Here is a 21,009-nt window from a genome sequence, read left to right on the forward strand (position 1 = left end):
CGATTGAACCGCAAATTGCTGTCACATACCCGAATTCGGGTGAGCGTCTCGACGATCACCCTAAAGAATTGCTTGACGACCATAGAGCGTTGGAACCACCTGATCCCATCCCGAACTCAGTAGTGAAACGATGCATCGCCGATGGTAGTGTGGGGTTTCCCCATGTGAGAGTAGGTCATCGTCAAGCACCTATACCAAACCCCCGATCATCGAAAGATGATCGGGGGTTTGACTTTGCGCGGATGAAAATTGAATCGACCTTTCCTGCAGTAGGGACTAGTCGTTAAGGTCTGCACCCCATCCCTTTTCTATGCAACCCAACAGGGCGCCGTTATGATGCCTGCCTCGTAAAGAGGCTGAGCGTTATGTTGAATCTTATACGTCTCCTTCAGGATGGCCAGTTTCATTCCGGAGAGTTCCTGGGTGAGGCGCTTGGCATTTCCCGTGCTGCTGTCTGGAAGCATCTGAAGCACCTTGAGGCTGCTTACGGCCTGGATATCCATAGGGTCCGGGGAAAAGGTTATCGCCTTGCTTCTCCATTCGAGCCTCTTTCCCAGGAGCGTCTTTTCGCCCTAGGTGAGCCGTGGCCAATCTTTATCCATGAGAGCATTGACTCTACAAACGCGGAAGCACTGCGCTTGTTATCCCAAGGCATACAGGCGCCATTTGTTGTCTTGGCGGAGCACCAGTCTGGTGGGCGCGGTCGTCGAGGGCGAGCCTGGGTGTCGCCCTATGGTGAGAATCTCTATCTCTCATGCGTAATCAGGATAGATGGAGGCGCCAGACAGCTGGAGGGAATGAGTCTGCTGGTTGGTGTTGCCGTGTTGCGGGTTCTTCAGTCGCTAGGTGTGAATTCCGCGCAGCTCAAGTGGCCCAATGATGTTTTGGTGGCGGAGCGGAAGATTGCCGGAATTCTCATCGAGCTCGTGGGAGATCCAGCTGATATCTGCAATGTCGTTATTGGTGTCGGGCTCAACGTCAATATGTTGAGCCGACAGGCGGAAATCACCCAGGAGTGGACGTCCGTCCGTTCCGAGATCGGATCCCTTCAGGATCGCACGCAAATTGCTGCTGCTCTTCTATGTGAACTCCGTCGTTGCCTGGGGGGGGGGTTCGCTGCTGTTCGGAGGGAGTGGGAGCTCCATCATGCGTGGACCGGAAGGGAGGTATCTGTGCTAACCGCCAGCAAGCGTGTGGACGGTGTGGTCCTTGGTATTGATAAAAGTGGCGCTCTTCGCCTTGATGTGGAGGGCGCCGAGTTGCTGCTAAACGGGGGAGAGCTCAGTTTGAGGTTGCGAGATGATTCTAGAGCTTGACTGTGGCAACAGCTTCATCAAGTGGCGCGTGCTCGGCGCTGACAGTGAAGGAGCGCTCATTTCTGGTGTTGCTGCTGATGGCGCCAATGTCATCCAGGCGATCAAGGCCTCCGAGTACTCAGGCATTCAGCAGTGCCGATTAGTCAGTGTGCGCTCGGAGGAGGAAACCTCCTCGCTGCTGCAGGCTCTTGAGCAAGCGTTTCATGCAAGGCCTTTGCTCGCATCCTCTTCGAAGGTATTGGCGGGAGTCGTTAATGGCTATGAGGATTTCCACAAGCTTGGACTGGATCGATGGCTTGCTGTCGTTGCCGCCTACCACGTCAGCAAGAGCGCATCGCTCGTGCTTGATCTCGGTACAGCGGTCACCTCCGACTTCGTAACCTCCAGTGGCGTGCATCTCGGGGGATATATATGTCCAGGAGTGCCACTCATGCGTAGCCAGCTCAGAACGCATACGCGCCGAATCCGGTATGACGACGAAGCTGCCGCTCAAGCGTTGGCGCACATGAAGCCAGGGCGGAACACCGCTGAAGCCGTTGAGCGAGGTTGCCTTTTGATGCTCAAGGGGTTCGTGCGCATGCAATTGGATCTGGCCCGACAACAGTTGGGAGAGGATTTCTGTGTTTTTCTCACCGGAGGGGATGCTGCATTGGTGAAAGAGGAAGTGCCCAATGCGAGATTGGTTCCTGATCTGGTTTTTTCCGGACTCGCGATTGCGTGTCCATTTGACTGAGGTTGTCCATGCGCTGGCTGTTCCTGCTCTTATTGGTGCTGAATCTCTTCTATTACGTTTGGCACCAACAACAGGCCCCTCTCCAGGTCAAAGAAGTCGAGACGCTGTCCCTTTACAGGGGGGGGCAGCAAGACATTCGTTTGTTGAGTGAGTCCAAGGAAAATACTGCCCCGCGTGCTCAGCAGCAGTCAGCGCCTTTGCCTGATGCTCAGGTTTGTCTGTTTTTGGGAGGCCTGGATCGTGAGGAGCAAGTGAAGGGTGTTGAGCAAAGGCTGCTAGCCCTGAATATCCAGAGCAGCATTCAAAGTGTGGATGCTGCTGCAGGTGTTGACTACTGGGTCTATCTCGCTCCGCTTGCCTCCAGGCAGGCATCTTTGCGGCAATTGAAGGAGCTCCAGGCTCGCAAGATCGACAGCTACCTGATCAGTCAGGGCGACCTGCAGAACGGCATCTCACTTGGGATTTTTCCAAGACTTGATTCGGCCGAAAGTGTAATGACGCGTCTCAAGGATGCGGGGTACGAGCCTCTTATGCGTGAGTTGCCACGCGCTCACCGCGACTACTGGGTTCGCGTGGATGGAGAGGGCCGTCGACTTGTGGATGACGCTTTGCTAGCGACGCTTGTGAAAGATTTTCCGGGTCTTCAGCACAAAATTATGCCCTGCCAGGGTGTTGCATCTCGCGAATAGTTTGCATAGAATGGCGCCCGCTTCGCAGGCAGGCCTAAAGAGATGTTTGCCGAAGCGCTGTCAAAAATAGCTAACCTCAAGATTTTAATGAGAAAAAGCTTGACAGTGGAGGTGGCTACGATGAAAATGCTGCCTCCCGATTGGAGGGATTCCCGAGTGGCCAAAGGGATCAGACTGTAAATCTGACGTCATAGACTTCGAAGGTTCGAATCCTTCTCCCTCCACCAGATTCAAGCGTGAGCACCAGGCTCCGCGGGTATAGTTCAGTGGTAGAACCTCAGCCTTCCAAGCTGATGATGCGGGTTCGATTCCCGCTACCCGCTCCAGGTTTGATGTTTGTGCAATGTGTTTGGCTCATGTAGCTCAGCTGGTAGAGCACACCCTTGGTAAGGGTGAGGTCAGCGGTTCAAATCCGCTCATGAGCTCCATCTTACAAAGGCAGATATGAGAATATCTGCCTTTGTTTTAATGGTGGCGTGACTCGCTCAATTCATTGATGGGAGACGTTCTCGATGGCTAAAGAAAAATTCGAACGTAACAAACCGCACGTCAACGTCGGTACCATTGGTCACGTTGACCATGGCAAGACCACTCTGACTGCTGCCCTGACCAAAGTCTGCTCCGAGACCTGGGGTGGTTCGGCTCGTGCGTTCGATCAGATCGACAACGCTCCGGAAGAGAAGGCTCGCGGTATCACCATCAACACCTCCCACGTTGAGTACGATTCCGCTACTCGTCACTACGCTCACGTTGACTGCCCCGGTCACGCTGACTACGTGAAGAACATGATCACCGGTGCTGCCCAGATGGACGGCGCGATCCTGGTTTGCTCCGCTGCTGACGGCCCCATGCCGCAGACTCGCGAGCACATCCTGCTGTCCCGTCAGGTAGGCGTTCCCTACATCGTCGTGTTCCTGAACAAGGCCGACATGGTTGACGACGCCGAGCTGCTGGAACTGGTTGAGATGGAAGTTCGCGATCTGCTGAGCACCTACGACTTCCCGGGCGACGACACTCCGATCGTCATCGGCTCCGCGCTGATGGCGCTGGAAGGCAAGGACGACAACGAAATCGGTGTCTCCGCTGTTCGCAAGCTGGTAGAGACCCTGGACTCCTACATTCCGGAGCCCATTCGTGCCGTTGACCAGCCGTTCCTGATGCCGATCGAAGACGTATTCTCCATCTCCGGCCGTGGCACCGTTGTGACCGGTCGTGTTGAGCGCGGTATCGTTCGCGTTCAAGAGGAAGTTGAGATCGTTGGTATTCGCGCTACCTCCAAGACCATCTGCACCGGCGTTGAAATGTTCCGCAAGCTGCTGGACGAAGGCCGTGCTGGTGAAAACGTTGGTATCCTGCTGCGTGGCACCAAGCGTGACGAAGTAGAGCGTGGTCAGGTTCTGGCCAAGCCGGGCACCATCAAGCCGCACACCAAGTTCGAGTGCGAAGTGTACGTGCTGTCCAAGGAAGAAGGTGGTCGTCACACTCCGTTCTTCAAGGGCTACCGTCCGCAGTTCTACTTCCGTACCACCGACGTGACTGGCAACTGCGAGCTGCCGGAAGGCGTTGAAATGGTAATGCCGGGTGACAACATCAAGATGGTCGTCACCCTGATCGCTCCGATCGCCATGGAAGATGGCCTGCGCTTCGCAATCCGCGAAGGTGGTCGTACCGTCGGCGCCGGCGTCGTCGCCAAGATCATCGAATAAGTAGTTGATCTTGCGTTATCAGGCCGGCATAATGGTCGGCCTGATTTTGTTACAGGCCAGTAGCTCAATTGGCAGAGCGGCGGTCTCCAAAACCGCAGGTTGGGGGTTCGATTCCCTCCTGGCCTGCCAGATTTCCCGGTCCTGGGGTCTGGCAATCTCCACACAAGGTCCTTTCCAATGAATGCCAAGCTTGAAGCCAAAGAAACTCGCTTCGATGCGTTGAAGTGGATCGTTGTGGCTTTTCTGGTTGTTGTGGGGGTTGTGGGCAACCACTACTTCGCTGCTCAGCCGATTATCTATCGCGTCCTTGCTCTCCTGGTTCTGGGTGGTGCTGCCGCTTTTGTTGCGCTGCAGACCGTCAAGGGGCAGGCGTTCTTTTCTCTGGCCAAAGAAGCGCGTGTCGAGATCCGCAAGGTGGTCTGGCCGACTCGTCAGGAAACTACTCAGACCACGCTGATCGTGGTTGCGGTTGTTCTTGTCATGGCGCTGCTCCTGTGGGGCTTGGATTCCCTGCTGGGTTGGCTTGTTTCGATGATTGTTGGTTAAAGGGTGCCCCGTGGCTAAGCGTTGGTACGTTGTTCACGCGTATTCCGGTTATGAGAAGCATGTCATGCGTTCTCTCGTTGAGCGCGTGAAGCTTGCGGGTATGGAGGATCAGTTTGGTGAGATCCTCGTGCCGACCGAAGAAGTGGTCGAAATGCGCAATGGTCAGAAGCGCAAGAGTGAGCGGAAGTTCTTTCCTGGATATGTGCTGGTCCAGATGGAGATGAATGAAGCCACCTGGCACCTGATCAAGGACACTCCTCGTGTCATGGGGTTCATCGGTGGTACTGCGGACAAGCCCGCTCCCATCACTGAGCGTGAGGCTGAGGCGATTCTTCGCCGTGTTGCTGATAGTGGTGACAAGCCGAAGCCCAAAACCCTGTTCGAGCCGGGCGAGACTGTTCGTGTCATTGATGGTCCGTTTGCGGATTTCAATGGCGTGGTTGAAGAGGTTAATTACGAGAAGAGCCGCATTCAAGTTGCTGTGCTCATCTTCGGTCGCTCCACTCCTGTCGAGTTGGAGTTCAGCCAGGTCGAAAAGGTCTAGCTGTAGATGCATCCCATACCCCGCAGCCAATGGTTGCGGGGTTTTGTCGTCACTGGGATAAACGCAATGAAATCGGGGAGCCCTTGGGCGCTTGAACCCGCAAATGGAGTCATAAATGGCTAAGAAGATTCAGGCTTACATCAAGCTGCAAGTGAAGGCTGGCCAGGCCAACCCTTCGCCGCCGGTTGGTCCCGCTCTCGGTCAACACGGCGTGAACATCATGGAGTTCTGCAAGGCGTTCAACGCCAAGACCCAGGGCATGGAGCCCGGTCTGCCCACTCCGGTGATCATCACTGTCTACAGCGACCGTAGCTTCACGTTCGAGACCAAGAGTACCCCGGCTTCCGTGTTGCTGAAGAAGGCGGCTGGCATCACCAGCGGCTCTTCCCGTCCGAACAGCCAGAAGGTTGGCACCGTTACCCGTGCACAGCTGGAAGATATCGCCAAAGCCAAGCAGGCGGATCTGACTGCAGCTGACCTGGATGCGGCCGTGCGTACCATCGCCGGTTCCGCTCGTAGCATGGGCCTGAACGTGGAGGGCGTGTAAATGGCAAAGCTGACCAAGCGCCAAAAGGCAATTGCTGCCAAGGTTGAAGCCGGCAAGCAATATGCATTCGAAGATGCAGCCAAGCTTCTTGCTGAGCTGTCCACCATCAAGTTCAAGGAGTCCGTGGACATCGCCATCAATCTCGGCGTTGATCCTCGCAAATCCGATCAGGTTGTTCGTGGCGCCACTGTCCTGCCGAATGGCACTGGCAAGAGCGTTCGCGTTGCCGTGTTCACCCAGGGTCCTGGTGTCGAAGCCGCTCTGGCTGCCGGCGCTGACAAGGTTGGCATGGACGAACTGGCTGCCGAAATGAAGGCTGGCGACCTGAGCTACGACGTGGTGATCGCATCTCCCGATGCAATGCGCGTTGTCGGTCAACTGGGTCAGGTTCTCGGTCCCCGTGGCCTGATGCCGAACCCGAAAGTCGGTACCGTTACTCCCGACGTGGCTACCGCTGTCAAGAACGCCAAGGCTGGCCAGGTGCGCTTCCGTACTGACAAGAACGGCATCATCCATGCTTCCGTTGGCAAGGTTGATTTCGAGCCGGTCAAGCTGAAGCAGAACGTCGAAGCCCTGCTGTCCGACCTGAAGCGCCTCAAGCCGTCCACCTCCAAAGGTGTGTATGTGCAGCGCGTGACCCTGAGCACCACCATGGGCCCGGGTCTGCAGATCGATCAGGCTTCCCTGGAAGCTTAAGAAACAAAGTCGCAGTGGGCCTTGTGCCCGCTGCGCAGGTATTGGGGTCCCTGCCTGGCGGGGGCTATCCAAGACCGTAGGCGGCCATGCCTCAAACCGGGGAGCGATCCCCGAGCCTACGCAGATGGTGCTCCCGATTCGTTTACCGAATCAGACACCAAAACGCCGTCCGGCCTCGGCTGGACGAACCGGTAACATCCAGGAGTGAACCCGTGGCAATTAAGCTCGAAGACAAGAAGGCCATCGTCGCTGAAGTCAACGAGGCTGCCCAAGCTGCCCTGTCCGCTGTCGTGGCTGATGCCCGTGGTGTGACCGTGGCTGCCATGACCGGACTCCGTAAAGAGGCCCGCGCGGCTGGTGTTTACGTCAAAGTCGTACGTAACACCCTTGCCCGTCGCGCCGTCGAAGGCACTTCTTTTGAAGTGCTCGGCGACGTGTTCAAGGGCCCGACCCTCATCGCTTTCTCCAAGGAACATCCGGGTGCTGCCGCCCGTATCTTCAAGGAGTTCGCCAAGGGTCAGGACAAGTTCGAGATCAAGGCCGCCGCGTTTGAAGGCAAGCTGATCGCAGCCAACCAGATCGACGTACTGGCAACCCTGCCGACCTACGACGAAGCCGTATCCCAGCTGATGAGCGTTATCCAAGGCGCCACCAGCAAGCTGGCTCGTACCCTGGCGGCAATCCGCGACCAGAAGGAAAGCGCCGCAGCCTGATAAGGCCGCGCCCTTCCTTTCGCTTTATTCGATTAATTCGATGGCCGCCTGAGGCCATCCATCAATACAGGAATTAGAGTCATGGCTCTGACCAACGAAGACATCATCAACGCCGTATCCGAAATGTCCGTGATGCAAGTTGTTGAACTGATCAAGGCAATGGAAGAGAAGTTCGGCGTTTCCGCTGCTGCAGCTGTTGCTGCTGGCCCGGCTGCCGCTGCTGCTGTTGTTGAAGAGCAGACCGAGTTCACTATCGTCCTGGCTGAAGCTGGCGACAAGAAAGTGAACGTCATCAAGGTCGTTCGCGAGCTGACCGGTCTGGGCCTGAAAGAAGCCAAGGCAGTTGTTGACGGCGCCCCGGGCGTGGTCAAGGAAGGCGCTTCGAAAGAAGAAGCCGAAGCTGCCAAGAAGGCTCTGGAAGAAGCTGGCGCCAAAGTCGAGCTCAAGTAAGCGACGACCTTGCGTCTACAGCCTGAGCGGTAAGCGAAAGGCTGATGGCTGGTGGCTTAGGCCACCGGCCTTTTTCCGTTCTAGGTGGTCGCCTCGTGGCGGCTACCTGGAATGTGAGGCTCCCACCGACCAAGGTGGCGCAAACCAAGGGGTTTGCACGATTTTCTGGCTACTCCCGTCGGAGGAGCCAAATAAGCAGGTGACCAAGCTGGGGAACGCTGATGGCTTACTCATACACTGAGAAAAAACGTATCCGCAAAGACTTTAGCAAGTTGCCGGACGTCATGGATGTACCCTACCTCCTGGCCATCCAGCTGGATTCGTACCGCGAATTCCTGCAGGCGGGCGCGAGCAAGGAGCGGATCCGTGATATCGGCCTGCACGCGGCCTTCAAGTCTGTATTCCCGATCATCAGCTATTCCGGCAACGCCGCTCTGGAATACGTTGGCTATCGCCTTGGCGAGCCGGCCTTCGACGTCAAGGAATGCGTGCTGCGCGGCGTGACCTTCGCCGTTCCGCTGCGCGTCAAGGTGCGTCTGATCATTTTCGACAAGGAGTCGTCGAACAAGGCCATCAAGGACATCAAGGAACAAGAAGTCTACATGGGCGAAATCCCGCTCATGACCGAGAACGGTACCTTCATCATCAACGGTACCGAGCGCGTGATCGTCTCCCAGCTGCACCGCTCCCCGGGCGTGTTCTTCGACCATGACCGTGGCAAGACCCACAGCTCCGGCAAGCTGCTGTACTCCGCGCGGATCATTCCCTACCGTGGTTCCTGGCTGGACTTCGAGTTCGATCCGAAGGACTGCGTATTCGTTCGTATCGACCGTCGCCGCAAGCTGCCGGCCTCCGTCCTGCTGCGCGCGCTCGGCTACAGCACCGAGGAAGTGCTCAACGCCTTCTATGCCACCAACGTCTTCCATGTGAAGGGCGAAGGCCTGCACCTGGAACTGGTGCCTCAGCGCCTGCGCGGTGAAGTCGCCGTATTCGACATCAAGGATCCGTCCGGCAAGGTGATCGTGGAGCAGGGCCGTCGTATCACTGCCCGCCACATCAACCAGCTGGAGAAGGCTGGCATCAGCGAGCTGGAAGTTCCGCTGGACTACGTCCTCGGTCGCACCACCGCCAAGGCCATCGTGCATCCGGCCACCGGCGAGATCATCGTTGAGTGCAATACCGAGCTGACCACCGACCTGCTGGTCAAGATCGCCAAGGCACAGGTCGTCCGCATCGAGACCCTGTACACCAACGACATCGACTGCGGTCCGTTCATCTCCGACACCCTGAAGATCGACTCCACCAGCAACCAGCTGGAAGCCCTGGTGGAAATCTATCGCATGATGCGTCCTGGTGAGCCGCCGACCAAAGAGGCTGCCGAGACCCTGTTCAACAACCTGTTCTTCAGCGCCGAGCGTTACGACCTGTCCGCTGTCGGCCGCATGAAGTTCAACCGCCGGATCGGTCGCACCGAGATCGAGGGGCCTGGTGTCCTCAGTCGCGAAGATATCGTCGAGGTCCTCAAGACCCTGGTCGACATCCGCAACGGCAAGGGCATCGTCGACGACATCGACCACCTGGGTAACCGTCGTGTCCGTTGCGTTGGCGAAATGGCCGAAAACCAGTTCCGTGTTGGCCTGGTGCGCGTCGAGCGCGCGGTCAAGGAACGCCTGTCCATGGCGGAGAGCGAAGGCCTGATGCCTCAGGACCTGATCAACGCCAAGCCCGTGGCTGCTGCGATCAAGGAGTTCTTCGGCTCCAGCCAGCTCTCCCAGTTCATGGACCAGAACAACCCGCTGTCCGAGATCACCCACAAGCGCCGCGTTTCCGCACTCGGCCCAGGTGGTCTGACTCGCGAGCGCGCGGGCTTCGAAGTCCGCGACGTACACCCGACCCACTACGGCCGTGTGTGCCCGATCGAGACGCCCGAAGGTCCGAACATCGGTCTGATCAACTCCCTGGCTACCTACGCCCGCACCAACCAGTACGGTTTCCTCGAGAGCCCCTACCGTGTTGTAAAAGGCACCCAAGTGACCGATGAGATCGTCTTCCTCTCCGCCATCGAAGAGGCCGACCACGTCATCGCTCAGGCGTCTGCCACGCTCAACGAGCAGGGCCAACTGATCGACGAACTGGTGGCTGTGCGTCACCTGAACGAGTTCACCGTGAAGGCGCCGGAAGACGTCACCCTCATGGACGTATCGCCGAAGCAGGTCGTTTCCGTCGCTGCCTCGCTGATCCCGTTCCTCGAGCACGACGACGCCAACCGCGCACTCATGGGCTCGAACATGCAGCGCCAGGCTGTGCCGACCCTGCGTGCCGACAAGCCGCTAGTCGGTACCGGCATGGAGCGCAACGTTGCCCGTGACTCCGGTGTCTGCGTCGTGGCCCGTCGTGGTGGCGTGATCGACTCCGTCGATGCCAGCCGCATCGTCGTCCGTGTGAACGACGACGAGGTCGAGACTGGCGAAGCCGGTGTCGACATCTACAACCTGACCAAGTACACCCGTTCCAACCAGAACACCTGCATCAACCAGCGTCCGCTGGTGCAGAAGGGTGACAAGGTTTCGCGCAGCGACATCCTGGCCGATGGTCCGTCCACCGACATGGGTGAACTGGCCCTGGGTCAGAACATGCGCGTCGCGTTCATGCCCTGGAACGGTTTCAACTTCGAAGACTCCATCTGCCTCTCCGAGCGCGTGGTCCAGGAAGACCGTTTCACCACGATCCACATCCAGGAACTGACCTGCGTCGCCCGTGACACCAAGCTCGGCCCAGAAGAAATCACCGCGGACATCCCGAACGTGGGTGAGGCTGCGCTGAACAAGCTGGATGAAGCCGGCATCGTCTACGTCGGCGCCGAAGTACAGGCTGGCGACATCCTGGTCGGCAAGGTCACCCCGAAAGGCGAGACCCAGCTGACTCCGGAAGAGAAGCTGCTGCGCGCGATCTTCGGTGAGAAGGCATCCGACGTTAAGGACACCTCCCTGCGTGTGCCGACCGGCACCAAGGGCACCGTCATCGACGTCCAGGTCTTCACCCGTGATGGCGTGGAGCGCGACTCCCGTGCTCTGTCCATCGAGAAGATGCAGCTCGACGAGATCCGCAAGGATCTGAACGAAGAGTTCCGCATCGTCGAAGGGGCAACCTTCGAGCGCCTGCGTTCCGCCCTGGTCGGCCAGGTTGCCGAAGGTGGCGCCGGCCTCAAGAAAGGCACCGAGATCACCGACGAGTACCTCGACGGCCTTGAGCGCGGCCAGTGGTTCAAGCTGCGCATGGCGGACGACGCTCTGAACGAGCAGCTCGAGAAGGCCCAGGCCTACCTCTCCGACCGTCGCCAGCTGCTGGACGACAAGTTCGAAGACAAGAAGCGCAAGCTTCAGCAAGGCGACGACCTGGCGCCGGGCGTCCTGAAGATCGTCAAGGTGTACCTCGCCATCAAGCGCCGCATCCAGCCGGGCGACAAGATGGCGGGCCGCCACGGTAACAAGGGTGTGGTCTCCGTGATCATGCCGGTCGAAGACATGCCCCACGATGCCAATGGCACGCCGGTGGACATCGTCCTCAACCCGCTGGGCGTACCGTCGCGTATGAACGTCGGCCAGATTCTCGAAACCCACCTGGGCCTTGCGGCCAAGGGCCTGGGCGAGAAGATCAACCGCATGCTCGAAGAGCAGCGCAAGATCGCCGAGCTGCGCAAGTTCCTGCACGAGATCTACAACGAGATCGGTGGGCGTCAGGAGAGCCTGGATGAACTGAGCGATCAGGAAATCCTCGACCTGGCGAAGAACCTGCGCGGCGGCGTGCCGATGGCTACCCCGGTGTTCGACGGTGCCAAGGAGCGCGAGATCAAGGCGATGCTGAAACTCGCCGATCTGCCCGAGAGCGGCCAGATGCGCCTGTTCGACGGTCGTACCGGCAACATGTTCGAGCGTCCGACCACCGTTGGCTACATGTACATGCTGAAGCTGAACCACCTGGTCGACGACAAGATGCACGCACGTTCCACCGGCTCTTACAGCCTGGTTACCCAGCAGCCGCTGGGTGGTAAGGCGCAGTTCGGTGGCCAGCGTTTCGGGGAGATGGAGGTCTGGGCGCTGGAAGCCTACGGCGCCGCCTACACCCTGCAGGAAATGCTGACCGTGAAGTCCGACGACGTGAACGGCCGTACCAAGATGTACAAGAACATCGTGGATGGCGATCACCGCATGGAGGCCGGCATGCCCGAGTCCTTCAACGTGTTGATCAAAGAGATCCGTTCGCTCGGCATCGACATCGAACTGGAAACCGAATAACACGCGACGCCCAGAACGCTACGGCTGGTCAAGGCCGGTCGTAGCGGGTCCGTGAGGAGGAAAGGCCTTGAAAGACTTGCTGAATCTGTTGAAAAACCAGGGTCAAATCGAAGAGTTCGATGCCATCCGTATTGGCCTGGCCTCGCCCGAGATGATCCGTTCCTGGTCCTTCGGTGAAGTGAAGAAGCCGGAGACCATCAACTACCGTACCTTCAAGCCGGAGCGCGATGGCCTGTTCTGCGCCAAGATCTTCGGCCCGGTGAAGGACTACGAGTGCCTGTGCGGTAAGTACAAGCGCCTCAAGCACCGCGGTGTGATCTGCGAGAAGTGCGGTGTGGAAGTCGCCCTGGCCAAGGTGCGCCGTGAGCGCATGGGCCACATCGAGCTGGCTTCCCCTGTTGCCCACATCTGGTTCCTGAAGTCCCTGCCGTCCCGTATCGGCCTGCTGCTGGACATGACCCTGCGTGACATCGAGCGTGTGCTCTATTTCGAGAGCTACGTAGTGATCGATCCAGGCATGACCACCCTTGAGAAAGGTCAGTTGCTGAACGACGAGCAGTACTTCGAAGCCCTCGAAGAGTTCGGTGACGACTTCGACGCCCGTATGGGGGCCGAGGCTGTGCGCGAGCTGCTGAACGCCATCGATCTGGAGCACGAGATCGGCCGCCTGCGCGAAGAGATTCCGCAGACCAACTCGGAAACCAAGATCAAGAAGCTGTCCAAGCGCCTGAAGCTGATGGAAGCCTTCAAGGATTCCGGCAACCACCCCGAGTGGATGGTGCTGACCGTCCTGCCGGTGCTGCCGCCGGACCTGCGTCCGCTGGTTCCGCTGGATGGCGGTCGCTTCGCGACCTCCGACCTGAACGATCTGTATCGCCGGGTCATCAACCGTAACAACCGCCTGAAGCGCCTGCTCGACCTGGCCGCTCCGGACATCATCGTGCGCAACGAAAAGCGCATGCTGCAGGAAGCTGTCGACGCCCTGCTGGACAACGGCCGTCGTGGTCGTGCCATCACTGGCTCGAACAAGCGCCCGCTGAAGTCCCTGGCCGACATGATCAAGGGCAAGCAAGGCCGCTTCCGTCAGAACCTGCTCGGTAAGCGCGTGGACTACTCCGGTCGTTCCGTGATCACCGTGGGTCCGACCCTGCGTCTGCACCAGTGCGGTCTGCCCAAGAAGATGGCTCTCGAGCTGTTCAAGCCGTTCATCTTCGGCAAGCTCGAAGCCCGCGGCATGGCCACCACCATCAAGGCGGCCAAGAAGATGGTCGAGCGCGAACTGCCCGAGGTCTGGGACGTACTCGCCGAAGTCATCCGCGAACACCCCGTGCTGCTTAACCGTGCGCCGACCCTCCACCGTCTGGGTATCCAGGCATTCGAGCCGGTGCTCATCGAAGGCAAGGCCATCCAGCTGCACCCGCTGGTCTGCGCCGCGTACAACGCCGACTTCGACGGTGACCAGATGGCCGTCCACGTTCCGCTGACCCTCGAGGCCCAGCTGGAAGCGCGCGCGCTGATGATGTCCACCAACAACATCCTGTCGCCTGCCAACGGCGAGCCGATCATCGTTCCGTCCCAGGACGTGGTTCTCGGTCTGTACTACATGACCCGTGAGGCGGTGAACGCCAAGGGTGAGGGTCGCGTCTTCGCTGACCTGCAGGAAGTCGACCGCGTGTTCCGCGCCGGCGAGGCGTCCCTGCACGCCCGTGTGAAAGTCCGCATCAACGAGACCGTGAAGGACAAGGACGGCGGTATCACCAAGAACACCCGCATCGTCGACACCACCGTCGGCCGTGCTCTGCTGTTCCAGGTGGTTCCGGCAGGCCTGTCGTTCGACGTGGTCAACCAGCCGATGAAGAAGAAGGCGATCTCCAAGCTGATCAACCAGTGCTATCGCGTGGTGGGTCTGAAGGATACCGTCATCTTCGCTGACCAGCTGATGTACACCGGTTTCGCCTACTCCACCATTTCCGGCGTTTCCATCGGTGTGAACGACTTCGTCATTCCCGATGAGAAGGCGCGCATCATCGATGCCGCCACCGAGGAAGTGAAGGAGATCGAATCCCAGTACGCCTCCGGCCTGGTTACCCAGGGCGAGAAGTACAACAAGGTGATCGACCTCTGGTCCAAGGCGAACGACGAAGTGTCCAAGGCGATGATGGCCAACCTCTCGAAAGAGAAAGTGGTCGATCGCGAGGGCAAGGAAGTCGATCAGGAGTCCTTCAACTCCATGTACATGATGGCGGACTCCGGTGCGCGGGGCTCCGCGGCCCAGATCCGTCAGCTCGCCGGTATGCGCGGCCTGATGGCCAAGCCGGACGGCTCCATCATCGAGACCCCGATCACCGCGAACTTCCGTGAGGGCCTGAACGTACTCCAGTACTTCATCTCCACTCACGGTGCTCGTAAAGGTCTGGCGGATACCGCACTGAAGACCGCGAACTCCGGTTACCTGACTCGTCGCCTGGTCGACGTGGCGCAGGACCTGGTCGTGACCGAGATCGATTGCGGTACCGAGCATGGCCTGCTGATGACTCCGCACATCGAAGGCGGCGACGTGGTCGAGCCCCTGGGCGAGCGCGTCCTGGGTCGTGTCATCGCCAAGGACGTGTTCAAGCCTGGCAGCGACGACGGCGAAGTCATCGTCCCGGCCGGCACCCTGATCGACGAGCAGTGGGTCGAGTTCATCGAGCGCGCGAGCATCGACGAGGTTGTAGTTCGCTCGCCGATCACCTGTGAAACTCGCTATGGCATCTGCGCCAAGTGCTACGGTCGCGACCTGGCACGTGGTCACCAGGTGAACATCGGTGAAGCGGTCGGCGTCATTGCTGCCCAGTCCATCGGTGAGCCGGGTACCCAGCTGACCATGCGTACGTTCCACATCGGTGGTGCAGCCAGCCGTACCTCGGCAGCCGACAACGTCCAGGTCAAGAATGGCGGTACCATCCGCCTGCATAACCTGAAGCACGTCGAGCGTGTCGATGGCGCGCTGGTGGCGGTTTCCCGTTCCGGCGAGCTGGCAGTGGCTGACGAGTTCGGTCGCGAGCGCGAGCGCTACAAGCTGCCGTACGGTGCCGTGATCTCCGTGAAGGAAGGTGACAAGGTCGACCCAGGCGCCATCGTTGCCAAGTGGGATCCGCACACCCACCCGATCGTGACCGAGATGAAGGGTACCGTGACCTTCGTCGGCATGGAGGAAGGCATCACCATCAAGCGTCAGACCGACGAACTCACCGGCCTGACCAACATCGAGGTTCTGGATCCGAAGGATCGTCCGGCTGCCGGCAAGGACATTCGTCCGGCTGTGAAGTTGGTCGACGCCAATGGCAAGGAACTGCTGCTGCCGGGTACCGACGTACCGGCCCAGTACTTCCTGCCGGCGAACGCCCTGGTTGGCGTGGCCGACGGTGCTCAAGTGGGCGTGGGTGATGTTATTGCCCGTATCCCGCAGGAAACCTCGAAGACCCGTGACATCACCGGTGGTCTGCCGCGCGTTGCCGACCTGTTCGAAGCTCGTCGTCCGAAAGAGCCTTCGATCCTGGCGGAAATCAGCGGCACCATCTCCTTCGGCAAGGAGACCAAGGGCAAGCGCCGTCTGGTCATCACGCCGAACGACGGTAGCGATCCTTATGAGGAGCTGATTCCGAAATGGCGTCACCTGAACGTGTTCGAAGGCGAACAGGTGAACCGTGGCGAGGTGATCTCCGACGGTCCGAGCAACCCGCACGACATCCTGCGCCTGCTGGGCGTCAGTGCGCTGGCCAAGTACATCGTCAATGAAATCCAGGACGTGTACCGCCTGCAAGGCGTGAAGATCAACGACAAGCACATCGAGACCATCCTGCGTCAGATGCTGCGTAAGGTAGAGATCGCGGAGTCCGGGGATTCCAGCTTCATCAAGGGCGACCAGATGGAGCTGACCCAGGTGCTCGAGGAGAACGAGCGTCTGGCTGGTGAAGATCGCTTCATCGCCAAGTACGAGCGCGTCCTGCTGGGCATCACCAAGGCTTCGCTGTCCACCGAGTCGTTCATCTCCGCGGCATCCTTCCAGGAGACCACCCGCGTCCTCACCGAGGCGGCGGTCACCGGCAAGCGCGACTACCTGCGTGGCCTGAAGGAAAACGTCGTGGTGGGTCGCCTGATCCCGGCCGGTACCGGCCTGGCCTACCACAGCGAGCGCAAGCGTCAGCGCGAAGCCGGCAAGCCGGTCCGCGTAAGCGCGAGCGAGGTGGAAGCAGCGCTGACCGAAGCGCTGAACTCCAGCGGCAACTAATCAGGCGGGCCCTGGGCGACTTTGTGTTGCCCAGGGCCTTGTCTTGACTGGGGGATTGAGTCTCTTTAGACTCATGCACCCCTAAATTTGGCAGGGCGCTGAGCTCTGCCATTTTGCTTTAGGGCAATAGCGTCGAAAGACAACAGTGGAGCTTATAGATGGCAACTATCAACCAGCTGGTACGTCAGCCGCGCAAGCGTATCGTCGACAAGTCCGACGTTCCTGCGCTGCAGAACTGCCCGCAGCGTCGTGGCGTGTGCACCCGCGTGTACACCACCACGCCGAAAAAACCGAACTCCGCACTCCGTAAGGTTTGCCGTGTTCGCCTGACCAACGGTTTTGAAGTCACCTCCTACATCGGCGGTGAAGGTCACAACCTGCAGGAGCACAGCGTAGTGCTGATCCGTGGCGGTCGTGTAAAAGACCTCCCGGGTGTTCGCTACCACACCGTTCGCGGTTCTCTGGATACCACTGGTGTCAAAGACCGTAAGCAGGGTCGCTCCAAGTACGGTACCAAGCGTCCGAAGTAATCCGGCGCTTCAACCTGAATTCTTTTTACTGAGTCGATAAGAGTAAGGTCGGCCGTAACCGAATGGTTATCGTGCCGGGCTAACCTGAAGACCGTTTGAGGGCTTATCAATGCCAAGACGTCGTGTAGCAGCCAAGCGTGAGATCCTGGACGATCCGAAATACGGAAGCCAGATCCTCGCCAAGTTCATGAACCACGTGATGGAAAGCGGCAAGAAGGCCGTAGCCGAGCGCATCGTTTACGGTGCCCTGGATACTGTCAAAGCACGCAAGAACACCGATCCCCTGGAGATCTTCGAGAAAGCTCTCGACGCCATCGCTCCGCTGGTCGAAGTCAAGTCCCGCCGTGTAGGCGGTGCTACCTACCAGGTGCCGGTCGAAGTTCGCCCGTCTCGTCGCAATGCGCTGGCAATGCGCTGGCTGGTGGACTCCGCGCGCAAGCGTGGCGAGAAGTCCATGGCCCTGCGTCTCGCTGGTGAGCTGCTGGATGCCTTCGAAGGCAAAGGCGCAGCCGTCAAGAAGCGTGAAGACGTACACCGCATGGCTGAGGCCAACAAAGCGTTCTCGCACTACCGCTTCTAATCACGGCATCAATACTTTTGCGAGGGCTTTATGGCTCGTACCACACCAATTAACCGCTATCGGAACATCGGTATCTGCGCCCACGTTGACGCGGGCAAGACCACCACCACCGAGCGGATCCTGTTCTACACCGGTCTCAGCCACAAGATGGGTGAGGTGCACGACGGCGCTGCTACCACCGACTGGATGGTGCAGGAGCAAGAGCGCGGTATCACCATTACGTCCGCTGCGATCACTACCTTCTGGGAAGGTTCGCGCGGTCAGTACGACAAATACCGTGTAAACGTCATCGACACCCCCGGTCACGTCGACTTCACCATTGAAGTAGAGCGCTCCCTGCGCGTGCTTGACGGTGCTGTCGTGGTGTTCTGCGGTACCTCCGGCGTTGAGCCGCAGTCCGAAACCGTATGGCGTCAGGCCAACAAGTACGGTGTTCCGCGTATCGTCTACGTGAACAAGATGGACCGCGCTGGTGCCAACTTCCTTCGTGTGGTTGGTCAGATCAAGAACCGCCTGGGCCACACCCCGGTTCCGGTTCAGCTGGCTATCGGTGCGGAAGATGACTTCCAGGGGCAGGTCGACCTGCTGAAGATGAAGGCCATCTACTGGAACGAAGACGACAAGGGCACCTCCTACCGCGAGGAAGAGATTCCTGCGGAGCTGGTCGACCTGGCCAACGAGTGGCGCTCCAACATGGTTGAGGCGGCTGCCGAGGCCAACGAAGAGCTGATGAACAAGTACCTCGAGGAGGGTGATCTCTCCATCGAGGAGATCAAGGCTGGTCTGCGTCAGCGCACCATCGCCTGCGAGATCGTTCCGGCTGTCTGCGGCTCTTCGTTCAAGAACAAGGGCGTGCCCCTGGTTCTCGATGCCGTCATCGACTTCCTGCCTGCTCCGACCGAGATCCCGGCCATCCAGGGTATCCACCCGGACCACATCGATCTGGGCGACGAGGCTCCGAAAGACGAGCGTCATGCCGACGACAACGCGCCGTTCTCCGCATTGGCGTTCAAGATCGCTACCGACCCGTTCGTTGGTACCCTCACCTTCGTGCGCGTCTACTCGGGCGTTCTGGAGTCTGGCCAGTCGGTCATCAACTCCGTGAAGAGCAAGAAAGAGCGCGTTGGTCGTATGGTGCAGATGCACGCCAACCAGCGTGACGAGATCAAGGAAGTGCGCGCAGGCGACATCGCGGCCCTGATCGGCATGAAGGACGTCACCACAGGTGACACCCTGTGCGATCCGGACAAGCCGATCGTCCTCGAGCGCATGGACTTCCCGGAGCCCGTGATTCACGTGGCTGTCGAGCCGAAGACCAAGGCTGACCAGGAGAAGATGGGTATCGCTCTGGGCAAGCTGGCCCAGGAAGACCCGTCGTTCCGCGTCAAGACCGACGAAGAGTCCGGCCAGACCATCATTGGTGGTATGGGCGAGCTGCACCTGGACATCATCGTCGACCGCATGAAGCGTGAGTTCGGTGTAGAGGCCAACATCGGTAAGCCGCAGGTGGCCTACCGTGAGACCATTTCCAAGGACAACGTCGAGATCGAAGGCAAGTTCGTTCGTCAGTCCGGTGGTCGTGGTCAGTTCGGTCACTGCTGGATTCGCTTCTCGTCGGCTGACGTGGACGATAAAGGCAACATCACCGAAGGTCTGGTATTCACTAACGAAGTCGTCGGTGGTGTGGTTCCGAAGGAATACATTCCTGCGATCCAGAAGGGTATCGAAGAGCAGATGAAGAACGGCGTTGTTGCCGGTTATCCGCTCATCGGCCTGAAGGCCACCGTATTCGATGGTTCGTACCACGACGTCGACTCCAACGAAATGGCGTTCAAGATCGCGGCCTCCATGGCAACCAAGCAGCTGGCCCAGAAGGGCGGTGGTAAGGTGCTTGAGCCGATCATGAAGGTCGAAGTGGTGACCCCCGAGGACTACATGGGCGACGTGATGGGTGACCTGAACCGTCGTCGTGGCCTGATTCTGGGTATGGAAGACTCGGTTTCCGGTAAGGTTATCCGTGCCGAGGTTCCGCTGGGTGAGATGTTCGGTTATGCGACCGACGTTCGCTCCATGTCTCAGGGTCGCGCCAGCTACTCCATGGAATTCTCCAAGTACGCCGAAGCTCCGTCGAACATCGTCGAAGCGCTCGTTAAAAAACAAGGCTAATCCCGCCCTTTAAGTAAGAGGTTTACTGTCGTGGCTAAGGAAAAATTTGAACGTAACAAACCGCACGTCAACGTCGGCACCATTGGTCACGTTGACCATGGCAAGACCACTCTGACTGCTGCCCTGACCAAAGTCTGCTCCGAGACCTGGGGTGGTTCGGCTCGTGCGTTCGATCAGATCGACAACGCTCCGGAAGAGAAGGCTCGCGGTATCACCATCAACACTTCCCACGTTGAGTACGATTCCGCTACTCGTCACTACGCTCACGTTGACTGCCCCGGTCACGCTGACTACGTGAAGAACATGATCACCGGTGCTGCCCAGATGGACGGCGCGATCCTGGTTTGCTCCGCTGCTGACGGCCCCATGCCGCAGACTCGCGAGCACATCCTGCTGTCCCGTCAGGTGGGCGTTCCCTACATCGTCGTGTTCCTGAACAAGGCCGACATGGTTGATGACGCCGAGCTGCTGGAACTGGTCGAGATGGAAGTTCGCGATCTGCTGAACACCTACGACTTCCCGGGCGACGACACTCCGATCGTTATCGGCTCCGCGCTGATGGCGCTGGAAGGCAAAGACGACAACGAAATCGGTGTCTCCGCTGTTCGCAAGCTGGTAGAGACTCTGGACTCTTACATTCCGGAGCCCATTCGTGCCGTTGACCAGCCGTTCCTGATGCCGATCGAAGACGTGTTCTCCATCTCCGGCCGTGGCACCGTTGTGACCGGTCGTGTTGAGCGCGGTATCGTTCGCGTTCAAGAGGAAGTCGAGATCGTTGGTATCCGCGCTACCTCCAAGACCATCTGCACCGGCGTTGAAATGTTCCGCAAGCTGCTGGACGAAGGCCGTGCTGGTGAGAACGTTGGTATCCTGCTGCGTGGCACCAAGCGTGACGAAGTAGAGCGTGGTCAGGTTCTGGCCAAGCCGGGCACCATCAAGCCGCACACCAAGTTCGAGTGTGAAGTGTACGTGCTGTCCAAGGAAGAAGGTGGTCGTCACACCCCGTTCTTCAAGGGCTACCGTCCGCAGTTCTACTTCCGTACCACCGACGTGACTGGCAACTGCGAGCTGCCGGAAGGCGTTGAAATGGTAATGCCGGGTGACAACATCAAGATGGTCGTCACCCTGATCGCTCCGATCGCCATGGAAGATGGCCTGCGCTTCGCAATCCGCGAAGGCGGTCGTACCGTTGGCGCCGGCGTCGTCGCTAAGATCATCGAGTAAT

At 58.9% G+C, this 21,009-nt stretch carries 16 protein-coding genes, 4 tRNA genes and 1 rRNA gene; all 21 read left to right on the top strand.

The genetic code is table 11. The features are described 5' to 3' along the window. Positions 1 to 71: 71 nt before the first annotated feature. The 21 genes from rrf to tuf (SZ55_RS20800) all read left to right on the top strand — a co-directional run bounded on the left by rrf (position 72) and on the right by tuf (SZ55_RS20800) (position 21,008). Positions 72 to 187 (top strand): 5S ribosomal RNA (rrf, locus tag SZ55_RS20700). Between the two features lie 178 nt (positions 188 to 365). After that, positions 366 to 1,316, top strand: a complete 951-nt coding sequence (birA, locus tag SZ55_RS20705; protein WP_044410900.1) for a bifunctional biotin--[acetyl-CoA-carboxylase] ligase/biotin operon repressor BirA — start codon at positions 366 to 368, stop codon at positions 1,314 to 1,316. After that, complete coding sequence (locus tag SZ55_RS20710) at positions 1,300 to 2,049, top strand: pantothenate kinase (RefSeq protein ID WP_044410905.1); 750 nt, start codon at positions 1,300 to 1,302, stop codon at positions 2,047 to 2,049. Before birA ends, SZ55_RS20710 begins: the two co-directional genes overlap by 17 nt. 8 nt (positions 2,050 to 2,057) lie before the next feature. Beyond that, positions 2,058 to 2,738, top strand: a complete 681-nt coding sequence (locus tag SZ55_RS20715) for an SPOR domain-containing protein (RefSeq protein WP_044410907.1) — start codon at positions 2,058 to 2,060, stop codon at positions 2,736 to 2,738. 142 nt (positions 2,739 to 2,880) lie between these two features. Continuing rightward, positions 2,881 to 2,965, top strand: a tRNA-Tyr gene (locus SZ55_RS20720). 25 nt (positions 2,966 to 2,990) lie between these two features. After that, positions 2,991 to 3,064, top strand: a tRNA-Gly gene (locus tag SZ55_RS20725). 26 nt (positions 3,065 to 3,090) lie between these two features. After that, positions 3,091 to 3,166 (top strand) — tRNA-Thr (locus SZ55_RS20730). 84 nt (positions 3,167 to 3,250) lie between these two features. Next, entirely contained in the window at positions 3,251 to 4,444 is a 1,194-nt protein-coding gene (gene tuf, locus SZ55_RS20735) for an elongation factor Tu (protein ID WP_044410910.1), read from the top strand. A 53-nt stretch (positions 4,445 to 4,497) separates the two neighbouring features. Further along, positions 4,498 to 4,573: transfer RNA gene (locus SZ55_RS20740), tRNA-Trp, on the top strand. Between the two features lie 48 nt (positions 4,574 to 4,621). Beyond that, positions 4,622 to 4,990 carry a preprotein translocase subunit SecE gene (gene secE, locus SZ55_RS20745; protein WP_044410913.1) on the top strand — a complete coding sequence of 123 codons (369 nt, stop codon included), beginning with the start codon at positions 4,622 to 4,624 and terminating at the stop codon, positions 4,988 to 4,990. Between the two features lie 10 nt (positions 4,991 to 5,000). Continuing rightward, positions 5,001 to 5,534, top strand: a complete 534-nt coding sequence (gene nusG / locus SZ55_RS20750; protein ID WP_044410915.1) for a transcription termination/antitermination protein NusG — start codon at positions 5,001 to 5,003, stop codon at positions 5,532 to 5,534. 115 nt (positions 5,535 to 5,649) lie between these two features. Beyond that, positions 5,650 to 6,081, top strand: a complete 432-nt coding sequence (gene rplK / locus SZ55_RS20755) for a 50S ribosomal protein L11 (protein ID WP_044410918.1) — start codon at positions 5,650 to 5,652, stop codon at positions 6,079 to 6,081. Next, positions 6,082 to 6,777 (top strand): 50S ribosomal protein L1, encoded by a 696-nt coding sequence (gene rplA, locus SZ55_RS20760; RefSeq protein WP_044410921.1) that lies wholly within the window; start codon positions 6,082 to 6,084, stop codon positions 6,775 to 6,777. A 212-nt stretch (positions 6,778 to 6,989) separates the two neighbouring features. Beyond that, positions 6,990 to 7,490: a 50S ribosomal protein L10 gene (gene rplJ, locus SZ55_RS20765; RefSeq protein WP_044410923.1), complete on the top strand. Its 501-nt coding sequence runs from the start codon at positions 6,990 to 6,992 to the stop codon at positions 7,488 to 7,490. Between the two features lie 81 nt (positions 7,491 to 7,571). Further along, a complete protein-coding gene (gene rplL, locus SZ55_RS20770) occupies positions 7,572 to 7,940 on the top strand; it encodes a 50S ribosomal protein L7/L12 (protein ID WP_044410925.1) in 369 nt (122 codons plus the stop codon). A gap of 221 nt (positions 7,941 to 8,161) precedes the next feature. Then, entirely contained in the window at positions 8,162 to 12,235 is a 4,074-nt protein-coding gene (gene rpoB / locus SZ55_RS20775; protein ID WP_044410928.1) for a DNA-directed RNA polymerase subunit beta, read from the top strand. A gap of 67 nt (positions 12,236 to 12,302) precedes the next feature. Then, the gene (rpoC, locus tag SZ55_RS20780; RefSeq protein ID WP_044410930.1) at positions 12,303 to 16,508 is read left to right on the top strand and encodes a DNA-directed RNA polymerase subunit beta'; all 4,206 of its coding nucleotides are present in this window, start codon (positions 12,303 to 12,305) and stop codon (positions 16,506 to 16,508) included. Between the two features lie 158 nt (positions 16,509 to 16,666). Beyond that, positions 16,667 to 17,038 carry a 30S ribosomal protein S12 gene (gene rpsL / locus SZ55_RS20785; RefSeq protein WP_044410932.1) on the top strand — a complete coding sequence of 124 codons (372 nt, stop codon included), beginning with the start codon at positions 16,667 to 16,669 and terminating at the stop codon, positions 17,036 to 17,038. A 109-nt stretch (positions 17,039 to 17,147) separates the two neighbouring features. Beyond that, positions 17,148 to 17,618 carry a 30S ribosomal protein S7 gene (rpsG, locus tag SZ55_RS20790; RefSeq protein ID WP_044410935.1) on the top strand — a complete coding sequence of 157 codons (471 nt, stop codon included), beginning with the start codon at positions 17,148 to 17,150 and terminating at the stop codon, positions 17,616 to 17,618. 30 nt (positions 17,619 to 17,648) lie between these two features. Continuing rightward, positions 17,649 to 19,784, top strand: a complete 2,136-nt coding sequence (fusA, locus tag SZ55_RS20795) for an elongation factor G (protein WP_044410938.1) — start codon at positions 17,649 to 17,651, stop codon at positions 19,782 to 19,784. A gap of 30 nt (positions 19,785 to 19,814) precedes the next feature. Then, positions 19,815 to 21,008 carry an elongation factor Tu gene (gene tuf / locus SZ55_RS20800; RefSeq protein ID WP_044410941.1) on the top strand — a complete coding sequence of 398 codons (1,194 nt, stop codon included), beginning with the start codon at positions 19,815 to 19,817 and terminating at the stop codon, positions 21,006 to 21,008. Position 21,009: the final 1 nt, after the last annotated feature.

It is taken from the genome of Pseudomonas sp. FeS53a, assembly GCF_000931385.1.
Lineage (GTDB): Bacteria > Pseudomonadota > Gammaproteobacteria > Pseudomonadales > Pseudomonadaceae > Metapseudomonas > Metapseudomonas otitidis.

Bases quoted from the DNA above. Each gene is read 5' to 3' on its own strand.
- birA (WP_044410900.1), top strand. From the start codon at position 366: ATGTTGAATCTTATACGTCTCCTTCAGGATGGCCAGTTTCATTCCGGA.
- SZ55_RS20710 (WP_044410905.1), top strand. From the start codon at position 1,300: ATGATTCTAGAGCTTGACTGTGGCAACAGCTTCATCAAGTGGCGCGTG.
- SZ55_RS20715 (WP_044410907.1), top strand. From the start codon at position 2,058: ATGCGCTGGCTGTTCCTGCTCTTATTGGTGCTGAATCTCTTCTATTAC.
- tuf (WP_044410910.1), top strand. From the start codon at position 3,251: ATGGCTAAAGAAAAATTCGAACGTAACAAACCGCACGTCAACGTCGGT.
- secE (WP_044410913.1), top strand. From the start codon at position 4,622: ATGAATGCCAAGCTTGAAGCCAAAGAAACTCGCTTCGATGCGTTGAAG.
- rplK (WP_044410918.1), top strand. From the start codon at position 5,650: ATGGCTAAGAAGATTCAGGCTTACATCAAGCTGCAAGTGAAGGCTGGC.
- rplA (WP_044410921.1), top strand. From the start codon at position 6,082: ATGGCAAAGCTGACCAAGCGCCAAAAGGCAATTGCTGCCAAGGTTGAA.
- rplL (WP_044410925.1), top strand. From the start codon at position 7,572: ATGGCTCTGACCAACGAAGACATCATCAACGCCGTATCCGAAATGTCC.
- rpoB (WP_044410928.1), top strand. From the start codon at position 8,162: ATGGCTTACTCATACACTGAGAAAAAACGTATCCGCAAAGACTTTAGC.
- rpsL (WP_044410932.1), top strand. From the start codon at position 16,667: ATGGCAACTATCAACCAGCTGGTACGTCAGCCGCGCAAGCGTATCGTC.
- rpsG (WP_044410935.1), top strand. From the start codon at position 17,148: ATGCCAAGACGTCGTGTAGCAGCCAAGCGTGAGATCCTGGACGATCCG.
- fusA (WP_044410938.1), top strand. From the start codon at position 17,649: ATGGCTCGTACCACACCAATTAACCGCTATCGGAACATCGGTATCTGC.